Raw genomic sequence first — 15981 nt, forward strand, 5'->3', positions numbered from 1 at the left:
GAGGGGGGGATCGCCCCCTTCCGCTGCCTCAGAACTCGCGCACGAGGTGCCCGTCGCCGACGGGGTACATGCGCGAGGGCGGGCGCTCCCAGCCGAGCGGCCGCACGGGGCTTCTGAGTTCATCGGTCAGAAGTCCGCCGCGTTTGCGACGTTCGGCGGGATCGGGGATCGGCACCGCGTCGATCAGCTTTTTCGTGTAGGGGTGCTGGGGATTGCGCAGCACCGCGTCGCGCGGACCGATTTCCACGATCTCGCCGAGCAGCATCACGGCGATGCGGTGGCTCACCCGCTCCACCACCGCGATGTCGTGGCTGATGAAGAGATAGGCGAGGCCGAGTTCGCGCTGAAGGTCGAGCATCAGGTTGACCACCTGCGCCTTGATCGAGGCATCGAGCGCGGAGACCGACTCGTCCGCCACGATGACACGCGGCTCGAGCGCCAGGCTGCGGGCGATGCAGATGCGCTGTCGCTGGCCACCGGAAAACTCGTGCGGGAAGCGCAGGGCGTGTTCCTCGTCGAGGCCGACGAGGCGCAGCAGTTCGGTGACCCTGTCGGGGATGTCCTCGTCCGGCAGCAAGCCGTGCACCCGGATGGGCTCGGCGATGGCGGACCCCACCGCCTGTCGCGGATTGAGCGAGCCGTAGGGGTCCTGGAAAATCATCTGCAGACGCTGGCGGGCGAGACGCAGTTCCGCATGGCCCTCGCTCATCAGGTTCCGCCCCTCGAAGAGGACCTCGCCGCCGGCCGGCTGCACCAGCTGAAGGATGGAGCGGCCGGTGGTGGACTTGCCGCAACCGCTTTCCCCCACCAGCGCCAGCGTTTCGCCGGCCGCCAGCTCAAGCGACACGTCTTCCACCGCGTGGACGTTGCCCACCGGCCGGTTGAGCAGACCGCCGCGAATGGTGAAGCGGGTGGTGAGGTTCTTCACCTGGAGGATGGGCTCGCCGCGTCTGTCCGGCTCGTTGCCGGGTTCCGGCCCGGCGCCCGTCTCGTCGAGCTTCGGAAACCGTCTCGGCGTCTTCGTGTCGCCGAGACCGCCAAGGCGGGGAACCGCGCCGAGCAGCATCTTCGTGTAGGAATGCCGTGGCGCCCTGAAGAGGTCGGCGACGGGGGCCTCCTCCACCTTGTCGCCGCGCAGCATGACCACGACCTTATCGGAAATCTCCGCCACCACGCCCATGTCGTGGGTGATGAACATGACCGCCATGCCGATCTCCTGCTGGAGTTCGCGGACAAGCTCCAGGATCTGCGCCTGGATGGTCACGTCGAGGGCGGTGGTGGGCTCGTCGGCGATGAGCAGCTTCGGCTGGCAGGCGAGCGCCATGGCGATCATCGCGCGCTGGCGCATACCGCCGGAAAACGAGTGCGGATACTCGCCGATGCGGCGTTTCGCGTCCGGAATGCGCACGAGATCGAACAGGCGCAGAACCTCGGTTTCCGCCTGCGCCTGGCTCATGCCGCGATGGCGACGCAGGGCCTCGGCGATCTGGAAGCCGATCTTGAGCACCGGATTGAGGCTGGTCATCGGCTCCTGGAAGATCATGCCGATGTCGCCGCCGCGCACGTCGCGCATGGCGGCCTCGTCGAGTGCCAGAAGCTCGGTGTCGCCAAGCTTCACCGAACCTTCGATGCGGCTGGTGCCTTCCTGCAGCAACCGCATGATCGAGAGCGCGGTGACGGACTTGCCCGAACCGCTCTCGCCGACGATGGCGACCGTCTCGCCCCTGGCGATGGTGAAGTCGAGGTCGCGCACGACCGGCTTCCACGCGCCGTCGACGCGGAAGGAGGTGGTCAGCCCCGAGACGCTGAGGATCTGGTCCATCACTGTTCCCCCTTCAGGCGCGGGTCGACCGCGTCACGCAGCCCGTCGCCGAGCAGGTTGAGCGCGAAGACGACGATGAGGATGGCGAGCGAGGGGAAGAGCGCGAGCCAGAAGCTGTCGAGAATGTTCTCGAAGCCCTCGCGGATCATTCCGCCCCAGGTCGCCGTCGGCGGGTTCACGCCAAGGCCGATGAAGGCGAGCGATGCCTCGACGCGGATGGCGGTGGCCAGCCACAGGGAGCCCATCACCAGCACTTCCGGCGCGATGTTGGGCAGGATGTGACGGAACATCAGCCGCGTGTGGGAATAGCCGAGCGCGTGCCCCGCCTCGATGAACTCGCGGTTCTTGACGGCGATCGTCGGCGCGCGCGCGATGCGCGAGAACGGCGGGATCGCGGTCAGGGCGATGGCGATGACGAGATTGCCGATCGAGGGGCCGAGCATGGCGACGACGATCAGGCCCAGGATCAGCGAGGGGAAGGCGAGCAGAACATCCATCACCTGCATGATGATGAGGTCGGTGCGACCGCCGAAATAGCCGGCGATCATGCCGATCAGCGTGCCGATCACCATGGCCGACCCGATGGCGAGCAGGCCGATGGTGAGCGAGATGCGTGCGCCCCAAAGGATGCGCGAAAGCGTGTCGCGGCCGTAGTAGTCGGTGCCGAACCAGTGCGCCTCCGACGGCGGCTTGAGGCGGTAGAGGATGTTCTGCTGCAGCGGGTCGTAGGGCGCGATCACCGGCGCCAGGATCGCCAGCAGCGCCACCACGAGGAAGACGGCGAGGCCGATCCAGGACGTCTTGTTGGCGTTGAAGGCCTTGTAGAGACCGCTGCCGACGGTGGCCAGCGCCAGGCGCCAGTAGGTGGCGCGGGAGGCGCGCCGGCGACCCGCGGAAATGGGGGGCGTGGTCATGAGTATTTGATCCTCGGGTCGATGAGGCCGTAGGTCAGGTCGGTGACCAGGTTCACCAGCACGACGATGAGGGTGTAGATCACCATCATGCCCTGCAGCATCGTGTAGTCGCGCTGGTTGAGCGCTCCGACGATGAGCTTGCCGAGGCCGGGACGGTTGAAGACGATCTCCGTCAGCACGGAATTGCCGATCAGGATGCCGAGATAGAGGCCGACGACGGTCACGACCGGGATCAGCGCGTTCCGCAGGCAGTGGCGCCAGACGATGATCGCGAAGGCGAGGCCCTTGGCCCTGGCCGTGCGCACATAGTCCTGGTTCAGGACCTCCAGCATGGCCGAGCGGGTCACGCGGGTGATGTAGGCCGCCATGATCAGGCCGAGATTGATGGCCGGCAGCGCCAGGTCCCGGAGCCGGTCGGCGAGGCTGGAGCCCTGCCCGGAGCTGATGACGGGGAACCAGCGGAGCTGGATGGAGAAGGCGAGCAGCAGCAGCACCGCCGAGACGAAGGCGGGGAAGGAAAGCCCGAGCAGGGAGCCGATGCGGGCGATGTAGTCGAACACGCGGTTGCGGCGCACGGCCGACCAGACGCCGATGGGCACGCCGACGACGATGCCGAGCACGAGGGCGGCGAGCGTCAGCTCGATGGTGGCGGGCAGGACCTTGAGGATTTCCTGGATCACCGGGCGGCCGGAGACCATGGACACGCCCCAGTCGCCGACGATCACGCCGCCGAGAAAGGCGACATACTGCTGGTAGAGGGGAACGTCGAGCCCCAGGCGCACGCGCATGGCCTCGAGGGCGGCCTCGCTCGCCTGGTCGCCGAGGATGGCGAGCGCGGGGTCGCCGGGCAGCACCCGGACGATGAAGAAGACGATGGTCAGCACGGCGAACAGCGTGATCGCCGCGAAGCCCAGTCGCTTGAGAATGAAGGCGGTCATTGGATCAGGGACCTCCGTCGCCGGCCGGAGGATCGCGCCACGCGGGCACGCCGGCGGATGAGAGCGCGGCCCGCCGGCCGGGCGGCTGCCCGGCCCGCGGTTGGCGCGTCGTCACTTGCCGGGAGGCGGTCCTGCCTCCCGGTGCGGAGCTGCCTTGTCCGATTACTCGGAGAAGGAGGCGATCTCGGTGACGGGCGGGCTGAGGTTCAGCGAGCCGTTCACCTCGACGCCGAGGTCGAGCGTGTCCTTCCAGGCCCAGAGCTGCATGCTCTGCACGATCGGCACGGCGCAGACCTCGTCCATGATCTTGCGCTGGGCCTCGGCCCAGTACTCGAGCTGCTTCTTCGGGTCCGTCTCGGTGCGGGCCGCCTCGATCTCCGCATCGGCCACGGCGCAATGGGAGAAGTTGGTGATGGCGGTCGGCGTGCCGACGATGGCGTCCGAATGGAAGAACTGGGACAGATACACGTCCGCGACGGGGAAGCGGGCGGCCGCGTAATGCGTCACCTGGCTCATGTCCTTGCGGATCTGCTCATGGAAGGTCGCGTGTTCCACCGTCTCGATCTCGAGGTTGATGTTCGCCTCGGACAACAGGGCCTGCAGGGCCTCCATGGTGGAGAGCATTCCCGGCAGCGTCGTATGGATCGCCTTGATCGTCACGCCGTCGGGATGTCCGGCCTCGGCGAGAAGCTCCTTGGCCTTCTCGATGGAATACTCGTAGGTCGGCACGTCGGCGGTGTAGCCGAGGTGACCTTCCGGCACCGGCGAAATGGCGGCGAGCGTCACGTCCGGACCCTTGAACTGGACCATGGCGTCACGGTTGACCGCATGAGCGATGGCCCGGCGCACGCGGATGTCGTCAAGCGGCGGCATGGTCATGTTGAGGTGGATGACGGACATCTCGCCCGGCTTCATCACCACGACCCTGGTGCCCGGAACGTCCTTGATGCGCTCGACCCAGGTCTGCTCCTGCTTGCCGTAGATCATGTCGATCTCGCCCGACTGAAAGGCGAGGTCGCGCGAGGCGTCGGAGGGGATGTAGCGGTAGAAGATCTCCTTGATCTTCGGTTCGCCGCGGAAATACTCCGGGTTCGCGACCAGCTTCACGTACTGCTGCGGCTGGTACTCGGCGAACATGAAGGGGCCGGTGCCGATGGGCGTGCGCTGGTATTCCTCGCCGAGCGCCTCGACCGCGTCCTGGCAGACGATGTTGCCGCCATGGTAGGGGACCAGAAGACCCAGCAGGCTCGGAACCTTCTCCTTGAGCTTGATGGTGACCTCGAGCGGGCCGGTGGCCTCCACGCTGTCGAAGGCGGTGTAGTCCTTGGAGAAGGACGACACGTCCGGATTGGCGGACCGGTTGAGCGAATAGACCACGTCCTCGGCGTCGATCTTGCCGTAGTCGCCGTGACACTCCACATCGTCGCGCAACTGGAACACCCAGGTCAGGCCGTCCTCGGAGGACGTCCAGCTCTTGGCGATGTCGGGCTCGATGAACTCGGGGCTCGCCTCGCCCGGCTTGATGCGCACCAGGCCGTTGAACATCCAGTGCAGCAGGCCCTTGTCCGGGGTCGAGGTGGCGACATGCGGGTCGAGCTTGCCGGCGTCGGCGCTGCCCATGCCCACGTTCAGCGTGGTGCCGGCGGCAAGCGCCGGGCTTGCGGCCATCAGGGCCGCGAGAGCAATTCCCAGTCTCGTCTTCATGGTTTCATCCTCTGGTCGTGGTCTTTCGGACCGTCTTTGCGGTCCTTGTCTTGAGCCCTCAGGAACGGCTGCTCCTCACAGCGTATCCTCAAGCCGGCAGTTCACCAGCATTTCCGCCATGGCTGCCGTGTTCGGCAGGGCCAGCGCCAGGGCGGTGATCTCGGCGAAATCGGCGGGGTCGATCATCTCTTCGCGGGTGATCTTGGTGACCCCGTCGGTCAGGTCGGTGGCGACGAAGCTCGGGCAGATGGCCGTGGCGCGCACGCCGTGGTCCCAGCCGATGCGGCGGGTGCCATGGGTCAGTGCCATCACCGCGTGCTTGGTCATGTTGTAGGCAATGTTCTCGTTGCGCACGCGTTTTCCCGAAAGCGAGGCGACATTGATGACCCGGCCCGAGCCGCACGCCTTCAGGTGCGGAAGGCAGATCCGGGTGAGAAAGAGCGGTCCCTTGACGTTGATCGCCCACAGCGCGTCGAGGTCTTCCTCCTCGCCCTCCTCGATGGAAAAGGTGTTCGAGGTGCCGGCGTTGTTGACGAGTGCGTCGAGGCGGGAAAAGCGGGCGAGCGTCGCGTCCAGCCATGTCGCGTGGGTCGCGCGGTCGGCGGCGTCGTAGCGGGCGCACACGAGACGGTCCGCCGGCGCGTCCGAAAGTGTGGAGGCGAGCGCGTTCGGATCGCGCGCGCCGGCGCTGACGCTGTAGCCCGCCTCGAGGAGCTTGCGGACAATCGCCAGGCCAATTCCCCGGCTTGCCCCCGACACCATCACGACGCGGCCATCAGGCTTCAGCATGTTGCTCTCCTCCTTCTTCGTGTGTCCTATCCGTGCAGCGTGAGCGGGGCGCTTTCGCGCGCGTCATCCCGGAAGCGGGAGAGGCGGAAGGGCGCGATATCGTGGTCGGGCGTTTCCCCGCAGGCGAGACGCGCGGCGATCTCGCCGGTGACCGGGCCGATGCCGAAGCCGTGGCCGGAGAAGCCGGCGGCGACGACGAGATTCTCCAGCCCCTCGGGCCGATCGAGAACGGGCAGGGCGTCGGGCGTGAGATCGAGCGCGCCGGCCCAGACCCCTTCAAGCTCCAGTCCGGCAAAGGCCGGGAGAACGGACGAGACCTTTTCGATCGTCTCGCGGATCGCGCGCAGACGCGGACGGATGGCGGGCCGCCCCGCCTCCTCGACGATCTCGCCGGGCCAGTCCTCGGCGCCGCTTGTCACGCGCAGGCGTCCCGAGAGCTCCTGGCGGGCGGCCATGTCGGCATTGGCGACGCCCAGAACGGGGGTGAGAAGCGGCTCCGCCGGGGTGCTGCGCAACACGGTGACCATGGGCCGGCGCAGCGGAACCCGGTGACCGAGCGGCGCAAGAAGGTCGTTGGCGAGGATGCCGGTCGCCAGGATCACCGTGCCCGGCGCATAGCTTGCCGTATCCGTCTCGACACCGGTCACGCGCCCTGCGTTCGCGCGAAGGCGGACAACCCTTTCACCGAAACGCAGCGTGGCGCCCAGGTCCCGGGCGCGCTCCAGAAAGGCGGTGACGGTGGCGACCGGGTCGGCGTGGCCGTCGCTGTCGCAGAAGGAGGCGGCGAGCACGCGTTCGGACAGATGCGGTGCGATCTCGCGCACCTCGGTGAGCGAGCCGAGCCAGGAGATGGGAAGGCCGGCCGCCGACTGGCTTTCGACCAGTGCGCGGATGGTCGCGATCTCGTCCTCGCTGCGCGCCAGGCGCAGGTTGCCGGAGCGCCTGTATCCGGTTTCGCGGCCGAGGCGCTCGTCGAGCTGTGCCCATTGCGCGACGGCGGCCCGGGCCAGCGGCAGTTCCGCCGGATGCCGGCCGGACTGGCGCACGCCCGCAAGCGTCCAGCCCGAGGCCATGGCGGCGGGGCCATAGGCGTCCACAACGGTGACACGATGTCCGGCCTCGCTCAGGACGAGGGCTGCGGCGGCCCCGGTTATCCCTGCGCCTATGACAAGGGTGTCGGTGGTCCGGGTGTTTGCGGTCCAGGTGTCGGTGCTCATGCCACCGCCTCTGCTTTTGCGCGCTTGCCGGAAAAGCGGGATAGCGCGAAGGGCGCCATGTCCACCATCGGCGCCTCGCCGCAGATCCTGTCCAGAACCAGCCGTGCCACGCCGGGGCCGATCCCGAAACCGTGGCCCGAAAGGCCGGTGGCGATGACGAGGCCGTCCCAGCCGGGTGGCTGGTCTATGACGGGAACCTCGTCGGGCATGACGTCGATCAGCCCGCCCCAGGTCTCTGCTATTTCCAGACCCTCAAGGCGCGGATGAAGGCTCTTGGCGGAGGCGAGCACGCGTTCCAGAAGCCTGGCGTCCGGGGTCGGGTCCATGACGCGCACGGCCTCGAAGGGCGTCGTTTCGTCCGCCTTCCAGCGCTGGTGTCCGAGGGGACCGAAGAAGTCCGGCCCGACGCGCAGCTTCATGATGCGCCAGCGCTCGGCCAGCACGGGAAGGAAGGCACGGAAATGGCGGAAGGCGGCGGGCACGAGCTGGAACTCGGCCGCGCCGGACCGCGCGATCGTGTAGCCGCCGTCCTGGCGCCGCCTCAGGGAGGCACGCCCCGCGCCAAGCGCGCCGGCGGTGACCTCGGGGCCGGGCGTCGTGCGCATGACCGAGGACTTCACCGCGAGCTGGGGCAGGCCGATGCCAAGGTTTTCAAGGAAGGTGCGCGACCACACGCCGCCGGCCAGAACCACCGTCTCGCAGGCGATCTCGCCGTGCTCGGTGACGACGGAGCGCACCTTGCCGCCGCTGCGCTCGACGCTCCTGACGGCGCAATTCTCCAGAACGGTCGCCCCCTGGCGGGCGGCGAGCCTGGCCATCGCCGGAACGGCCAGGGCGGGTTCGGCGGATGCGTCCGAGGCGGTGTGGAGCGCGCCCGCGAACTTGCGGTCGTTGCGCTTCAGCAGATCGTCGGTCTCCTGCGAGGAAAGAAGGCGCGAGCCGTGCGCGAAACCCCGGGTGGATTCAAGCCACTCCTCATGGCGGGCAAGCTCTTCATCGGTTTCGGCAAGATAGGTGATGCCGCGAATGCCGTATCCGATGTCCTCGCCAAGGCGGGCGGCGATGTCCTTCCACATCGCGGCGCTTTCGATCATCAGTTGCAATTCGCGCGGGTCGCGGCCGGCCTTGCGGATCCAGCCCCAGTTGCGCGACGACTGCTCGCCGGCAATGCGTCCCTTCTCGCACAGCACCACGGGGATGCCCCTGTCCGCGAGAAAAAGGGCGGTCACGACACCGACGATGCCGCCACCGATGACCACGACGTTCGTGCGCTCCGGCACGCGCAAGGCTTCGACCATCTCGCCCCCTCAGTTCCACCCCGAACGGATGACCTTGCAAGAGTGCGAAGGGGGCGCATATAACGCAAATACCGTTTTCTTACTTATATATGCGGAAATATTATAGTGGTGGCATTATCCCAGCGTTCTCTTGAGGCTTTCCGGGCGGTGATGCGCACGGGAACCGTGTCCGCGGCGGCCGAGGAACTGGCGATTTCCCAACCCGCCGTGAGCCGTCTTATCCGGGATCTGGAGGATCGCCTCGATCTCTCCCTCTTCGGACGACGTGGCGGACGGGTGGTCGCGACCCGCGAGGCGCATGAGCTCTGGACGGAGGTGGAGCGCAGCTTCATCGGCCTGGGGGCGATCGAGCGGGCGGCGGCGCAGATCCGCCAAGGATACCGGGCGACGCTCACGATTGCCGCCGCGCCGGCCATTGCCCAGTCTGCGCTGCCGGCGGTGATCGCTCAACTTCTGCGGGAAAGGCCGGAGTTCCGGGCGGAGTTTCTCTCCATGACGACGCTGCCGGTGGTGCGTCAGGTGGCGCTGCGCCAGTGCCAGATCGGTTTCGGCATTCCGACCCAGCACAAATACGAGATCGATGTGGTGCGGGCGGGTGCGGTGCCGTTTCGCTTCATTGCGCCGGCGGGGCATCCTCTCGGGGCCCTGGAGAGCGTGCGGGTGGAGGACCTGTCAGGCGTCGATTTCGTCGGCTTTGTCGACAGCACGATGTCGGGACGCGCCTTCGACCGGCTGTTCGCCACCATGCGCGATCCCCCGGTGCAGAAGATGAAGTCCTACCTCTCGCATATCGTCTCGGCGCTTGTTATGCGCGGCATCGGGGTCGGCATTGTCGACGCCTTCACGGCCGAGGATCATGCGCGCATGGGCGGCATCGTGCGACCGCTGGAGATCGCGGAGCGGTTCGAATACTCGATCATCAAGCCGCATGATGAAAAGCTCTCCGCCGAGGCGCTGTTCCTCGTGGAGACCTTCGAGGAGCATGTCACGACCTATCGGGACGCGTGATCGCGGGCACCGACGTGCCCTCCCATGAGAAGCACCATGTGTCGCCCTGCCTGACGTTTTGCACCAGATGTGGACGGAAGGCGGCGAGACAGGTGCCGCCGGAGTGGCGAAGGGAGGGGTAGAGCACGCCGTTGCCGCCGGCGGCGAGCAGGGCGCCGGCAAGGGCCTGTCCGGCCGGGTAGGCGGTCGCGGGATCCGGGTCGAGGGCAGCAATCCCGGATCCCGGCGGGATCTCGTGAAAATCGGTGGTGAAGCCGGCGACGAGTTCGCGATAGAGGGTGCGATTGACGAAAACGCCGGTTGCCTCGAGCTCACGCGTCAGGTGCCAGGCGACCTCGGTCTGTGCCGTCGCGACGGCGAGCGGCCCCCAGGCGGCATACCAGGCGCCGCGCTCCGGGCCGTTGAAGCGGTTTCCTCCGGGGCGGGTGTAGCAGAAGGCGGCGTTGACCAGCGTGTGGCCATATCCGTCCGCCTCTGAAAGAAGCTCGTCCGGATCGAGTCCGGCGGGAAGCGCGACGGCGGGCGTGCGGCGCGGCGAGGTCAGTCCCTCCAGCATCTCCAGAACCTCAAGGTCCTGTGCCGTGTCGGCAAGCGGCGCCATGGCCGGCTCGTCGATATAGGCGGTGGAGATGAGGCGGATGGTGTCCGGTTCGGTGAAGGGACGCTGCCGCAGAGACCCAAGCGCGCTCACGCGCCGCCCCGCAGGGCGTCGATGTGCTGGCGCACGCGCATCATGGCGGGGATGCCTCCCTCGCGCATGAGATCGACCGGGCGCTTGCCGCCGAAATGCGCGCCCGCATTCGCCGTCGCGGGCCAGCCCGTCGCGAGCGGGCCGTTGAAGAGCAGGCGCAGGCCCTTGTAGAGGCCGACGATGAGGCTCGCGCGGGTCACCTTGTCCTGGTCGAGACGGCCCTTGTAGGTCCCGGCCTTCATGCGTCCCCAGGTGGCGGAGGGGACGTCGAAAAGGGCGGCGGCCTCCGCATTGGTGAGGCTCCACGCCTCGCAGGCGCGCACCACCGCCTTGACGATCGCGGCGACGGCACCGGGATCGGTGACCGGCATCACGCCGGCGGAACGGTCTGGCTGAATGCGGACCACGGCGGACATCGGAAATTCTCCATGGCAAGCGAACTAGAGAAATCATACCATATGATGTAGCCTGTGTCATCATATGATTGATGCAGGGCCGCAAGAGAAAGGGCCGGCGCTGGGCCGGCCCTTTCCTGGTCTTCATGTCATACGGTGTGGTTTCAGGCCGCGCGCGACAGCGTCGTATCCCCGGAAGCGCTGTCCGCGGCCGCGTCCTCGCAGAACCGGGCATGGAGGGCGCGGATGGCCGCATCCATCTTGTCGGCGGCGATGACGAACTGCACGTCCACGCGCCGGCCGGTGTCCTGCGACGAGATCACCTCGATGCCGGCGGCGTCGAGCGCCTGCAGGCCGTTGAGGGGCACGCGCAGGCCGCTGAGGTCACGGCCGATGACCGAGACGATGGACGCGCGGCGGCTGGTGACGCGGGCCGAGGGATAACGCGCCTTCAGGTCCTTCTCCACCCGGCGCAGGATCTTCAGCGGGGCCTCGACGTGATGGACGATGGTGTTGGCGTTCGAGGTCTTGGAGACGATGCGCACCTGGTGACGCGTCAGCACCTCCAGGATCGCGGCGTCGTAGCCCTTCACGCCGACCATGTCCTGCTCGAAAAGCTCGAGCGAGGTCACGGGCAGGCCGGTCACCAGCTCGACGCTGGAGCTTTCCGACGGCTCGGCGTCGATGAGCGTGCCCGGATCCTCCGGTTCGAAGGCATTGGTCACGCGCAGCGGCACGCCTGCCTGGCGCAGCGTCTTGGCGGCATTGGGATGGATCGCCTCCATGCCCATGTTGGAAAGCTGGTCGGCGACGTCGTAGTTCGTCCGGCCGATCTTGCGCACGCGGTCCTCGCCCACCAGGCGCGGGTCGGCGCTGGAAAGATGGAACTCCTTGTGAATGATGGCCTCGCGCGCCTGCGTCTGGGCGGCAAGCACGGCGAAGGTCACCTCGGAGTAGCCGCGGTCGTACTCGCGCATCAGGCCTTCGCGGCACTGGGCGTAGCCGGTGACGATCGGCAGCTCGCGCGTGAGATCGATGTCGTCGAACGCCTCCTCGATGCGCTGCTCGAGCGTCGGCTGGTTCTCGTCGCGCCAGCCGGAAAGGTCCACCGCGCGGGCGTTGACGCCGCGCCGGCGCAGCATCAGCGCCAGGCAGGTGGCCGAATGGGCCTCGCCCAGGCCGGCCAGCAGCTCGCGGATCGTCTGCATGTGTTCGGACAGGTGAAAATGGCCGTAGGAGCAGAGGCGCTGCAGGTCGATCAGGCAACCGCGCGCGCCTTCGATGCGCTCGCGCACGAAGTCGTCGGCGTCCTTGCGGTCGGCCGCCTCGTCGAACATCTCGGCGTTGATCTCGCGCATCGCCCTGGCGACGCCGTCCAGCGCCTCGATCCAGCCATGGTGCTCGTCGGCATCGGCGAAGAGGGCATAGACGCCCGGCGCGCCGGACTTCTTGTCCTCGAGCAGCAGGTTGGTGACGCCTCCGAAGGCGGAGACGACGAAGGCGCGGCCGTAGAGGGTGTCTTCGTCGCGGTCACCGATCAGAATCGTGTCGATGAGCTCGCGCGCGCGGCTCATGGACGTCCCGCCGATCTTCTCGACCGTGTGTCCCATGCCGGGCGCACGCGAGGCGTCCTCGGTGTCGGTTTCAAGGGTCTTTCGGGCAGCGGTGTCGGTCATGCTGAAGCTCAAGGTCCTGTCGTGAGGGGCGAGAGGGGGACGCTTGACGTCCCCCTCTGCGTGTCGGTCATGGCGCGCCGGTGGGCGCGCGTCGAAGCTGGCCTCCTCAGGCCGCCTCGGTGTCGGCGGCGTAGGAGCCGTCCGCGCGGTGCACTTCCTTGCCGGTGACCGGCGGATTGAAGCAGCACGCCATGTGCAGCTCGGTCTTGGCCGTCAGGATGTGCTCGTCATGCTTGTCGAGCGCATACATGACACCGGGACGGATCTCGTGGGTCTCGCCGGTGGCGATGTCCGTGATCGAGCCCTCGCCGGCCATGCAGTAGACGCTCTCGAAGTGGTTCTTGTAATGGAACCTGTGCTCGCTTCCCGCCTCCAGAATGGTGATGTGGAAGCTGAAGCCCATGTTGTCGTCCTTGAGCAGGAGGCGGACGCTGGTCCAGCGCTCGTTGCTCACTTCGCGTTCGGTGTTACGCACCTTGTTGAAGTCGCGAATGATCATGTCGTTTGTTACTCCGCTGCGATACGGGTGGATTCCATGCGCTGGTCGACAGCCTCCTCGAGGATGTCGAGCCCGCGCGTGAACAGGTCGAGATCGATGTTGAGCGGTGCGAGCACCTTGACGACCTCGTCATGGGCGCCGGAGGTCTCGATGATGAGACCTTCCGCGAAACACGCCTTGCAGATTTCCGAGGCGAGGTCGCCCGAACCGACGTCGACGCCGCGCATCATGCCGCGCCCCTTGAGGCGCGAGCCGGGGATGCGCTTGGAGATGCGCGTCAGGCGCTCCTCGAGAAGCTTGGCGCGCGCCTCGGCGCCCTCACGGAACGCATCGTCCGCCCAATAGGTCTCGAGCGCCGCACGGGCGGTCACGAAGGCATGGTTGTTGCCGCGGAACGTGCCATTGTGCTCGGCCGGGCCGAGGACGTCATGCTCCGGGCGCACCAGAACGGCGGCCAGCGGCAGGCCGAAGCCCGACAGCGACTTGGCCATGGTGACCAGATCCGGCTTCACGTCCATTCCGTCGAAGGAGAAGAAGCCACCGGTCCGGCCGCAGCCGGCCTGGATGTCGTCGATGATCAGCAGGGCCCCATGGGCGCGGGCGATCTCGGCGATGCGCTTGACCCACTCGGGACGCGCGGCGTTGAGGCCGCCTTCGCCCTGCACCACCTCGAGGATGATCGCGGCCGGAGCCTCGATACCGCTGGAGGGATTGGAGAGCATCGTCTCGAGCATCTCGGCCGTGTCGACCTCGTCACCCAGGCTGCCGTCGTAGGGCATCCGCGTCACGCCACCAAGGCCCATGCCCGCGCCGCCGCGATGATAGCCGTTGCCGGTGGCGGCAAGCGCGCCGAGCGTCACGCCGTGAAAGCCGTTGGTGAAGGCGATCACATTGGTGCGGCCGGTGGCCTTGCGGGCGATCTTCATGGCCGCCTCGACGGCGTTCGCGCCCGTCGGACCCATGAACATCATGCGGTGGTCCATGCCGCGCGGACGCAGGATGCGCTCCTCGAAGCTCTCGAGGAACCGCGCCTTGGCGCCGGTGTGCATGTCCAGGCCGTGGGTCACGCCGTCGGCGGTGATGTAGTCCACCAGCGCCTGTTTCATGACCGGATCGTTGTGCCCGTAGTTGAGCGAGGAGCAGCCGGCGAGAAAGTCGATGTACTCGCGCCCGTCCGCGCCCTTCAGGAGCGCGCCGCGCCCGCTTTCGAACACGGTGGGGAAGCTGCGGCAGTAGCTGCGTGCCTCGGATTCGCGGCGTGCGAAGATGGCACGGTCGTCGTTCACGACAGTCGTCATGATCGTCCTCATTGTCTGGAACTGAAAAGGGGAGCGGCCTGCGCGGCTGGTCGACGCGCCTCAGGCGGCGCGGCGAGCGGCCTCGGCGAAGCTGATCGTCACCATGTGCTCGGTCGCATGCTCGCCGTCGAAATGCGCCTCGCGGCGGAAGTACGGCTCGCGGTCGAGCGATGCGCCCTGGCGGCGCGCGAAGGAGGTGAAGAGACCCCAGCTCGCCTCGTTGTCGGCGGTGATGGTGGTCTTGAGCGCGGTGACACCGTCGCACGCGTCCCGCTCGAGCACCTCGGCGAGGAGGCGCTTGGCAAGGCCCTTGCCCTTGGCGGCGTCGGAGACGGCGACCTGCCAGATGAACAGCGTCTCGGAATCATCCGGGAGCACATAGCCGGACACCCAGCCAACGACCTCGCCGGCGCGCTCGGCGACGACACAGGTATCGGCGAAGTGATCGCATTGCAGGAGGTTGCAATACATCGAGTTCTCGTCGAGCGGCGCGCAGCTGGCGATCAGCCGCCAGATGGCGGCCCCGTCCTCTGCGCGCGGGCGTCGGAGAGTGATGTCGTCGTCTTTGTTCAAGGCAGTCTTCAATGTCCCGAGCGTCATGGCTTCCTCTCGCTTGTTTGGGCGAGATAATATGGCCATCGAAGCAGTTTTCAACCCCCGCACCCCAAGATCGTTGAAAACACTATGAAAAATATTACGTTTTTCGATTCATTCGCCCGGCGAAAATTCGATTATCGAAATATGCTCGCTCTGGTAACAAGGGGTATAAGGGGGTGCCATGGAAGACCGGGTGCAAACGAGCCTCATTGCCTTGAGGCGCATCTTGCGTGCGACGGAACTCAACGCGCGGACACTGGCGCGCGCTACGGGCCTGACGACGCCGCAGTTCATTGTTCTGTCTATCGTTTCGGAGGCTGGTGAGACGACGCCGAAGGCCATCGCGGCCCGTGCCGGCGTCGGCCAGGCAACGGCCACCGCACTGCTCGACAAGCTGGAGGCGCGCGGTCTCATCACGCGCTCGCGCGGAAGCACCGACAGGCGAATCGTCTGGGTGCGGGCAACCGATGCCGGACGCGAGATGCTGACCTCGGCACCCGACCCCCTGCATCAGGTCTTCGAGCAGCAGTTCGCGAAGCTGCGCGACTGGGAGCAGGCGATGATCGTCGCGTCGCTGGAGCGTATCGGCGACATGCTGAACGCCGGCGGCATCGATGCTTCGCCGTTGCTGGACGTCGGCCCGGTCGACCGGAAATAGCCGGCAGGCAATTGCCGTCCTTCGCCGCGTTTGTGGGTCCACGCCCTGGCGTCGGCGGGTCAGCCGTGCCCGGGTGCCCCCGCTGTCATGCGGGCGGCCGCGTCCGCGGCATCGGGATCCTCCAGGATATCCAGAAGGAACGCGGCGATCGGGTCGAGCCCGGCGGGGTAGAGCGCGTGAATGACGCGCGGACGCTCGTGCCGGGCGATAACGACGCCGGCCTCCTTCAAAAGCCGCAGGTGCTCGGAGACGGTCGACTGGGCAAGCCCGATCTCGGCGACGATCTCGCCCGCCGACAAGGGGCCCTCACGCAGCAGCAGACGCAGGATCCCAAGGCGCGCGGGGTGGCCGAGCGCCCGTCCCACGGCGGCGATCCGCGCGTCGCCTTCCGCGTCGGGATCCGGTCGGGACTGTTCGCTTGCCATGACGCCCTCCGCTTATCGTCGAAGCACGATAAAGCTGCGATCATACGGACGC

Annotated in this window: 16 protein-coding genes; 2 read left to right on the top strand and 14 right to left on the bottom strand. The window is 67.2% G+C overall.

The features are described 5' to 3' along the window. Window positions 1-28: 28 nt before the first annotated feature. From ACYX4S_RS01655 to ACYX4S_RS01685, 7 genes are all read right to left on the bottom strand, one after another. Window positions 29-1822, bottom strand: a complete 1794-nt coding sequence (locus ACYX4S_RS01655) for an ABC transporter ATP-binding protein (RefSeq protein WP_476361642.1) — start codon at window positions 1820-1822, stop codon at window positions 29-31. Beyond that, a complete protein-coding gene (locus ACYX4S_RS01660) occupies window positions 1822-2736 on the bottom strand; it encodes an ABC transporter permease (protein WP_476361643.1) in 915 nt (304 codons plus the stop codon). Before ACYX4S_RS01660 ends, ACYX4S_RS01655 begins: the two co-directional genes overlap by 1 nt. Further along, entirely contained in the window at window positions 2733-3674 is a 942-nt protein-coding gene (locus ACYX4S_RS01665; RefSeq protein ID WP_293718132.1) for an ABC transporter permease, read from the bottom strand. The genes ACYX4S_RS01660 and ACYX4S_RS01665 overlap by 4 nt, the downstream gene beginning before the upstream one ends. A gap of 162 nt (window positions 3675-3836) precedes the next feature. Continuing rightward, window positions 3837-5378: an ABC transporter substrate-binding protein gene (locus ACYX4S_RS01670; RefSeq protein ID WP_476361644.1), complete on the bottom strand. Its 1542-nt coding sequence runs from the start codon at window positions 5376-5378 to the stop codon at window positions 3837-3839. A 75-nt stretch (window positions 5379-5453) separates the two neighbouring features. After that, window positions 5454-6167: an SDR family NAD(P)-dependent oxidoreductase gene (locus ACYX4S_RS01675; RefSeq protein ID WP_476361645.1), complete on the bottom strand. Its 714-nt coding sequence runs from the start codon at window positions 6165-6167 to the stop codon at window positions 5454-5456. A 26-nt stretch (window positions 6168-6193) separates the two neighbouring features. Further along, window positions 6194-7384, bottom strand: a complete 1191-nt coding sequence (locus tag ACYX4S_RS01680; protein ID WP_476361646.1) for an NAD(P)/FAD-dependent oxidoreductase — start codon at window positions 7382-7384, stop codon at window positions 6194-6196. Next, window positions 7381-8682, bottom strand: coding sequence for an NAD(P)/FAD-dependent oxidoreductase (locus tag ACYX4S_RS01685; RefSeq protein WP_476361647.1), 1302 nt, complete (start codon window positions 8680-8682; stop codon window positions 7381-7383). The genes ACYX4S_RS01680 and ACYX4S_RS01685 overlap by 4 nt, the downstream gene beginning before the upstream one ends. Window positions 8683-8790: 108 nt before the next feature. On the opposite strand from ACYX4S_RS01685, the gene ACYX4S_RS01690 reads away from it, so the two are divergent. Continuing rightward, on the top strand, window positions 8791-9690 hold the full coding sequence (locus ACYX4S_RS01690) for a LysR family transcriptional regulator (RefSeq protein ID WP_476361648.1): 900 nt from the start codon (window positions 8791-8793) through the stop codon (window positions 9688-9690). Here ACYX4S_RS01690 and ACYX4S_RS01695 read toward each other — a convergent pair. The 6 genes from ACYX4S_RS01695 to ectA form a co-directional block, all read right to left on the bottom strand. Continuing rightward, window positions 9668-10381: an RES family NAD+ phosphorylase gene (locus ACYX4S_RS01695; RefSeq protein ID WP_476361649.1), complete on the bottom strand. Its 714-nt coding sequence runs from the start codon at window positions 10379-10381 to the stop codon at window positions 9668-9670. The genes ACYX4S_RS01690 and ACYX4S_RS01695 overlap by 23 nt on opposite strands. Next, the gene (locus tag ACYX4S_RS01700) at window positions 10378-10797 is read right to left on the bottom strand and encodes an MbcA/ParS/Xre antitoxin family protein (protein WP_422069764.1); all 420 of its coding nucleotides are present in this window, start codon (window positions 10795-10797) and stop codon (window positions 10378-10380) included. The genes ACYX4S_RS01695 and ACYX4S_RS01700 overlap by 4 nt, the downstream gene beginning before the upstream one ends. Window positions 10798-10940: 143 nt before the next feature. After that, on the bottom strand, window positions 10941-12452 hold the full coding sequence (locus ACYX4S_RS01705; protein ID WP_422069763.1) for an aspartate kinase: 1512 nt from the start codon (window positions 12450-12452) through the stop codon (window positions 10941-10943). A 106-nt stretch (window positions 12453-12558) separates the two neighbouring features. Further along, window positions 12559-12951: an ectoine synthase gene (locus ACYX4S_RS01710; protein WP_293718115.1), complete on the bottom strand. Its 393-nt coding sequence runs from the start codon at window positions 12949-12951 to the stop codon at window positions 12559-12561. 8 nt (window positions 12952-12959) lie between these two features. Then, window positions 12960-14249, bottom strand: coding sequence for a diaminobutyrate--2-oxoglutarate transaminase (gene ectB / locus ACYX4S_RS01715; RefSeq protein ID WP_476361650.1), 1290 nt, complete (start codon window positions 14247-14249; stop codon window positions 12960-12962). 60 nt (window positions 14250-14309) lie between these two features. After that, entirely contained in the window at window positions 14310-14849 is a 540-nt protein-coding gene (ectA, locus tag ACYX4S_RS01720) for a diaminobutyrate acetyltransferase (protein ID WP_422069761.1), read from the bottom strand. Window positions 14850-15072: 223 nt separating this feature from the next. Here ectA and ACYX4S_RS01725 point away from each other — a divergent pair, with 223 nt between their 5' ends. Continuing rightward, window positions 15073-15504, top strand: coding sequence for a MarR family winged helix-turn-helix transcriptional regulator (locus ACYX4S_RS01725; RefSeq protein WP_476361651.1), 432 nt, complete (start codon window positions 15073-15075; stop codon window positions 15502-15504). Between the two features lie 59 nt (window positions 15505-15563). Here the strand turns inward: ACYX4S_RS01725 and ACYX4S_RS01730 are convergent, their stop codons facing one another. After that, a complete protein-coding gene (locus ACYX4S_RS01730) occupies window positions 15564-15929 on the bottom strand; it encodes an ArsR/SmtB family transcription factor (protein ID WP_476361652.1) in 366 nt (121 codons plus the stop codon). Window positions 15930-15981 lie beyond the last annotated feature (52 nt).

It is taken from the genome of Stappia sp. ABD4_338, assembly GCF_056312175.1.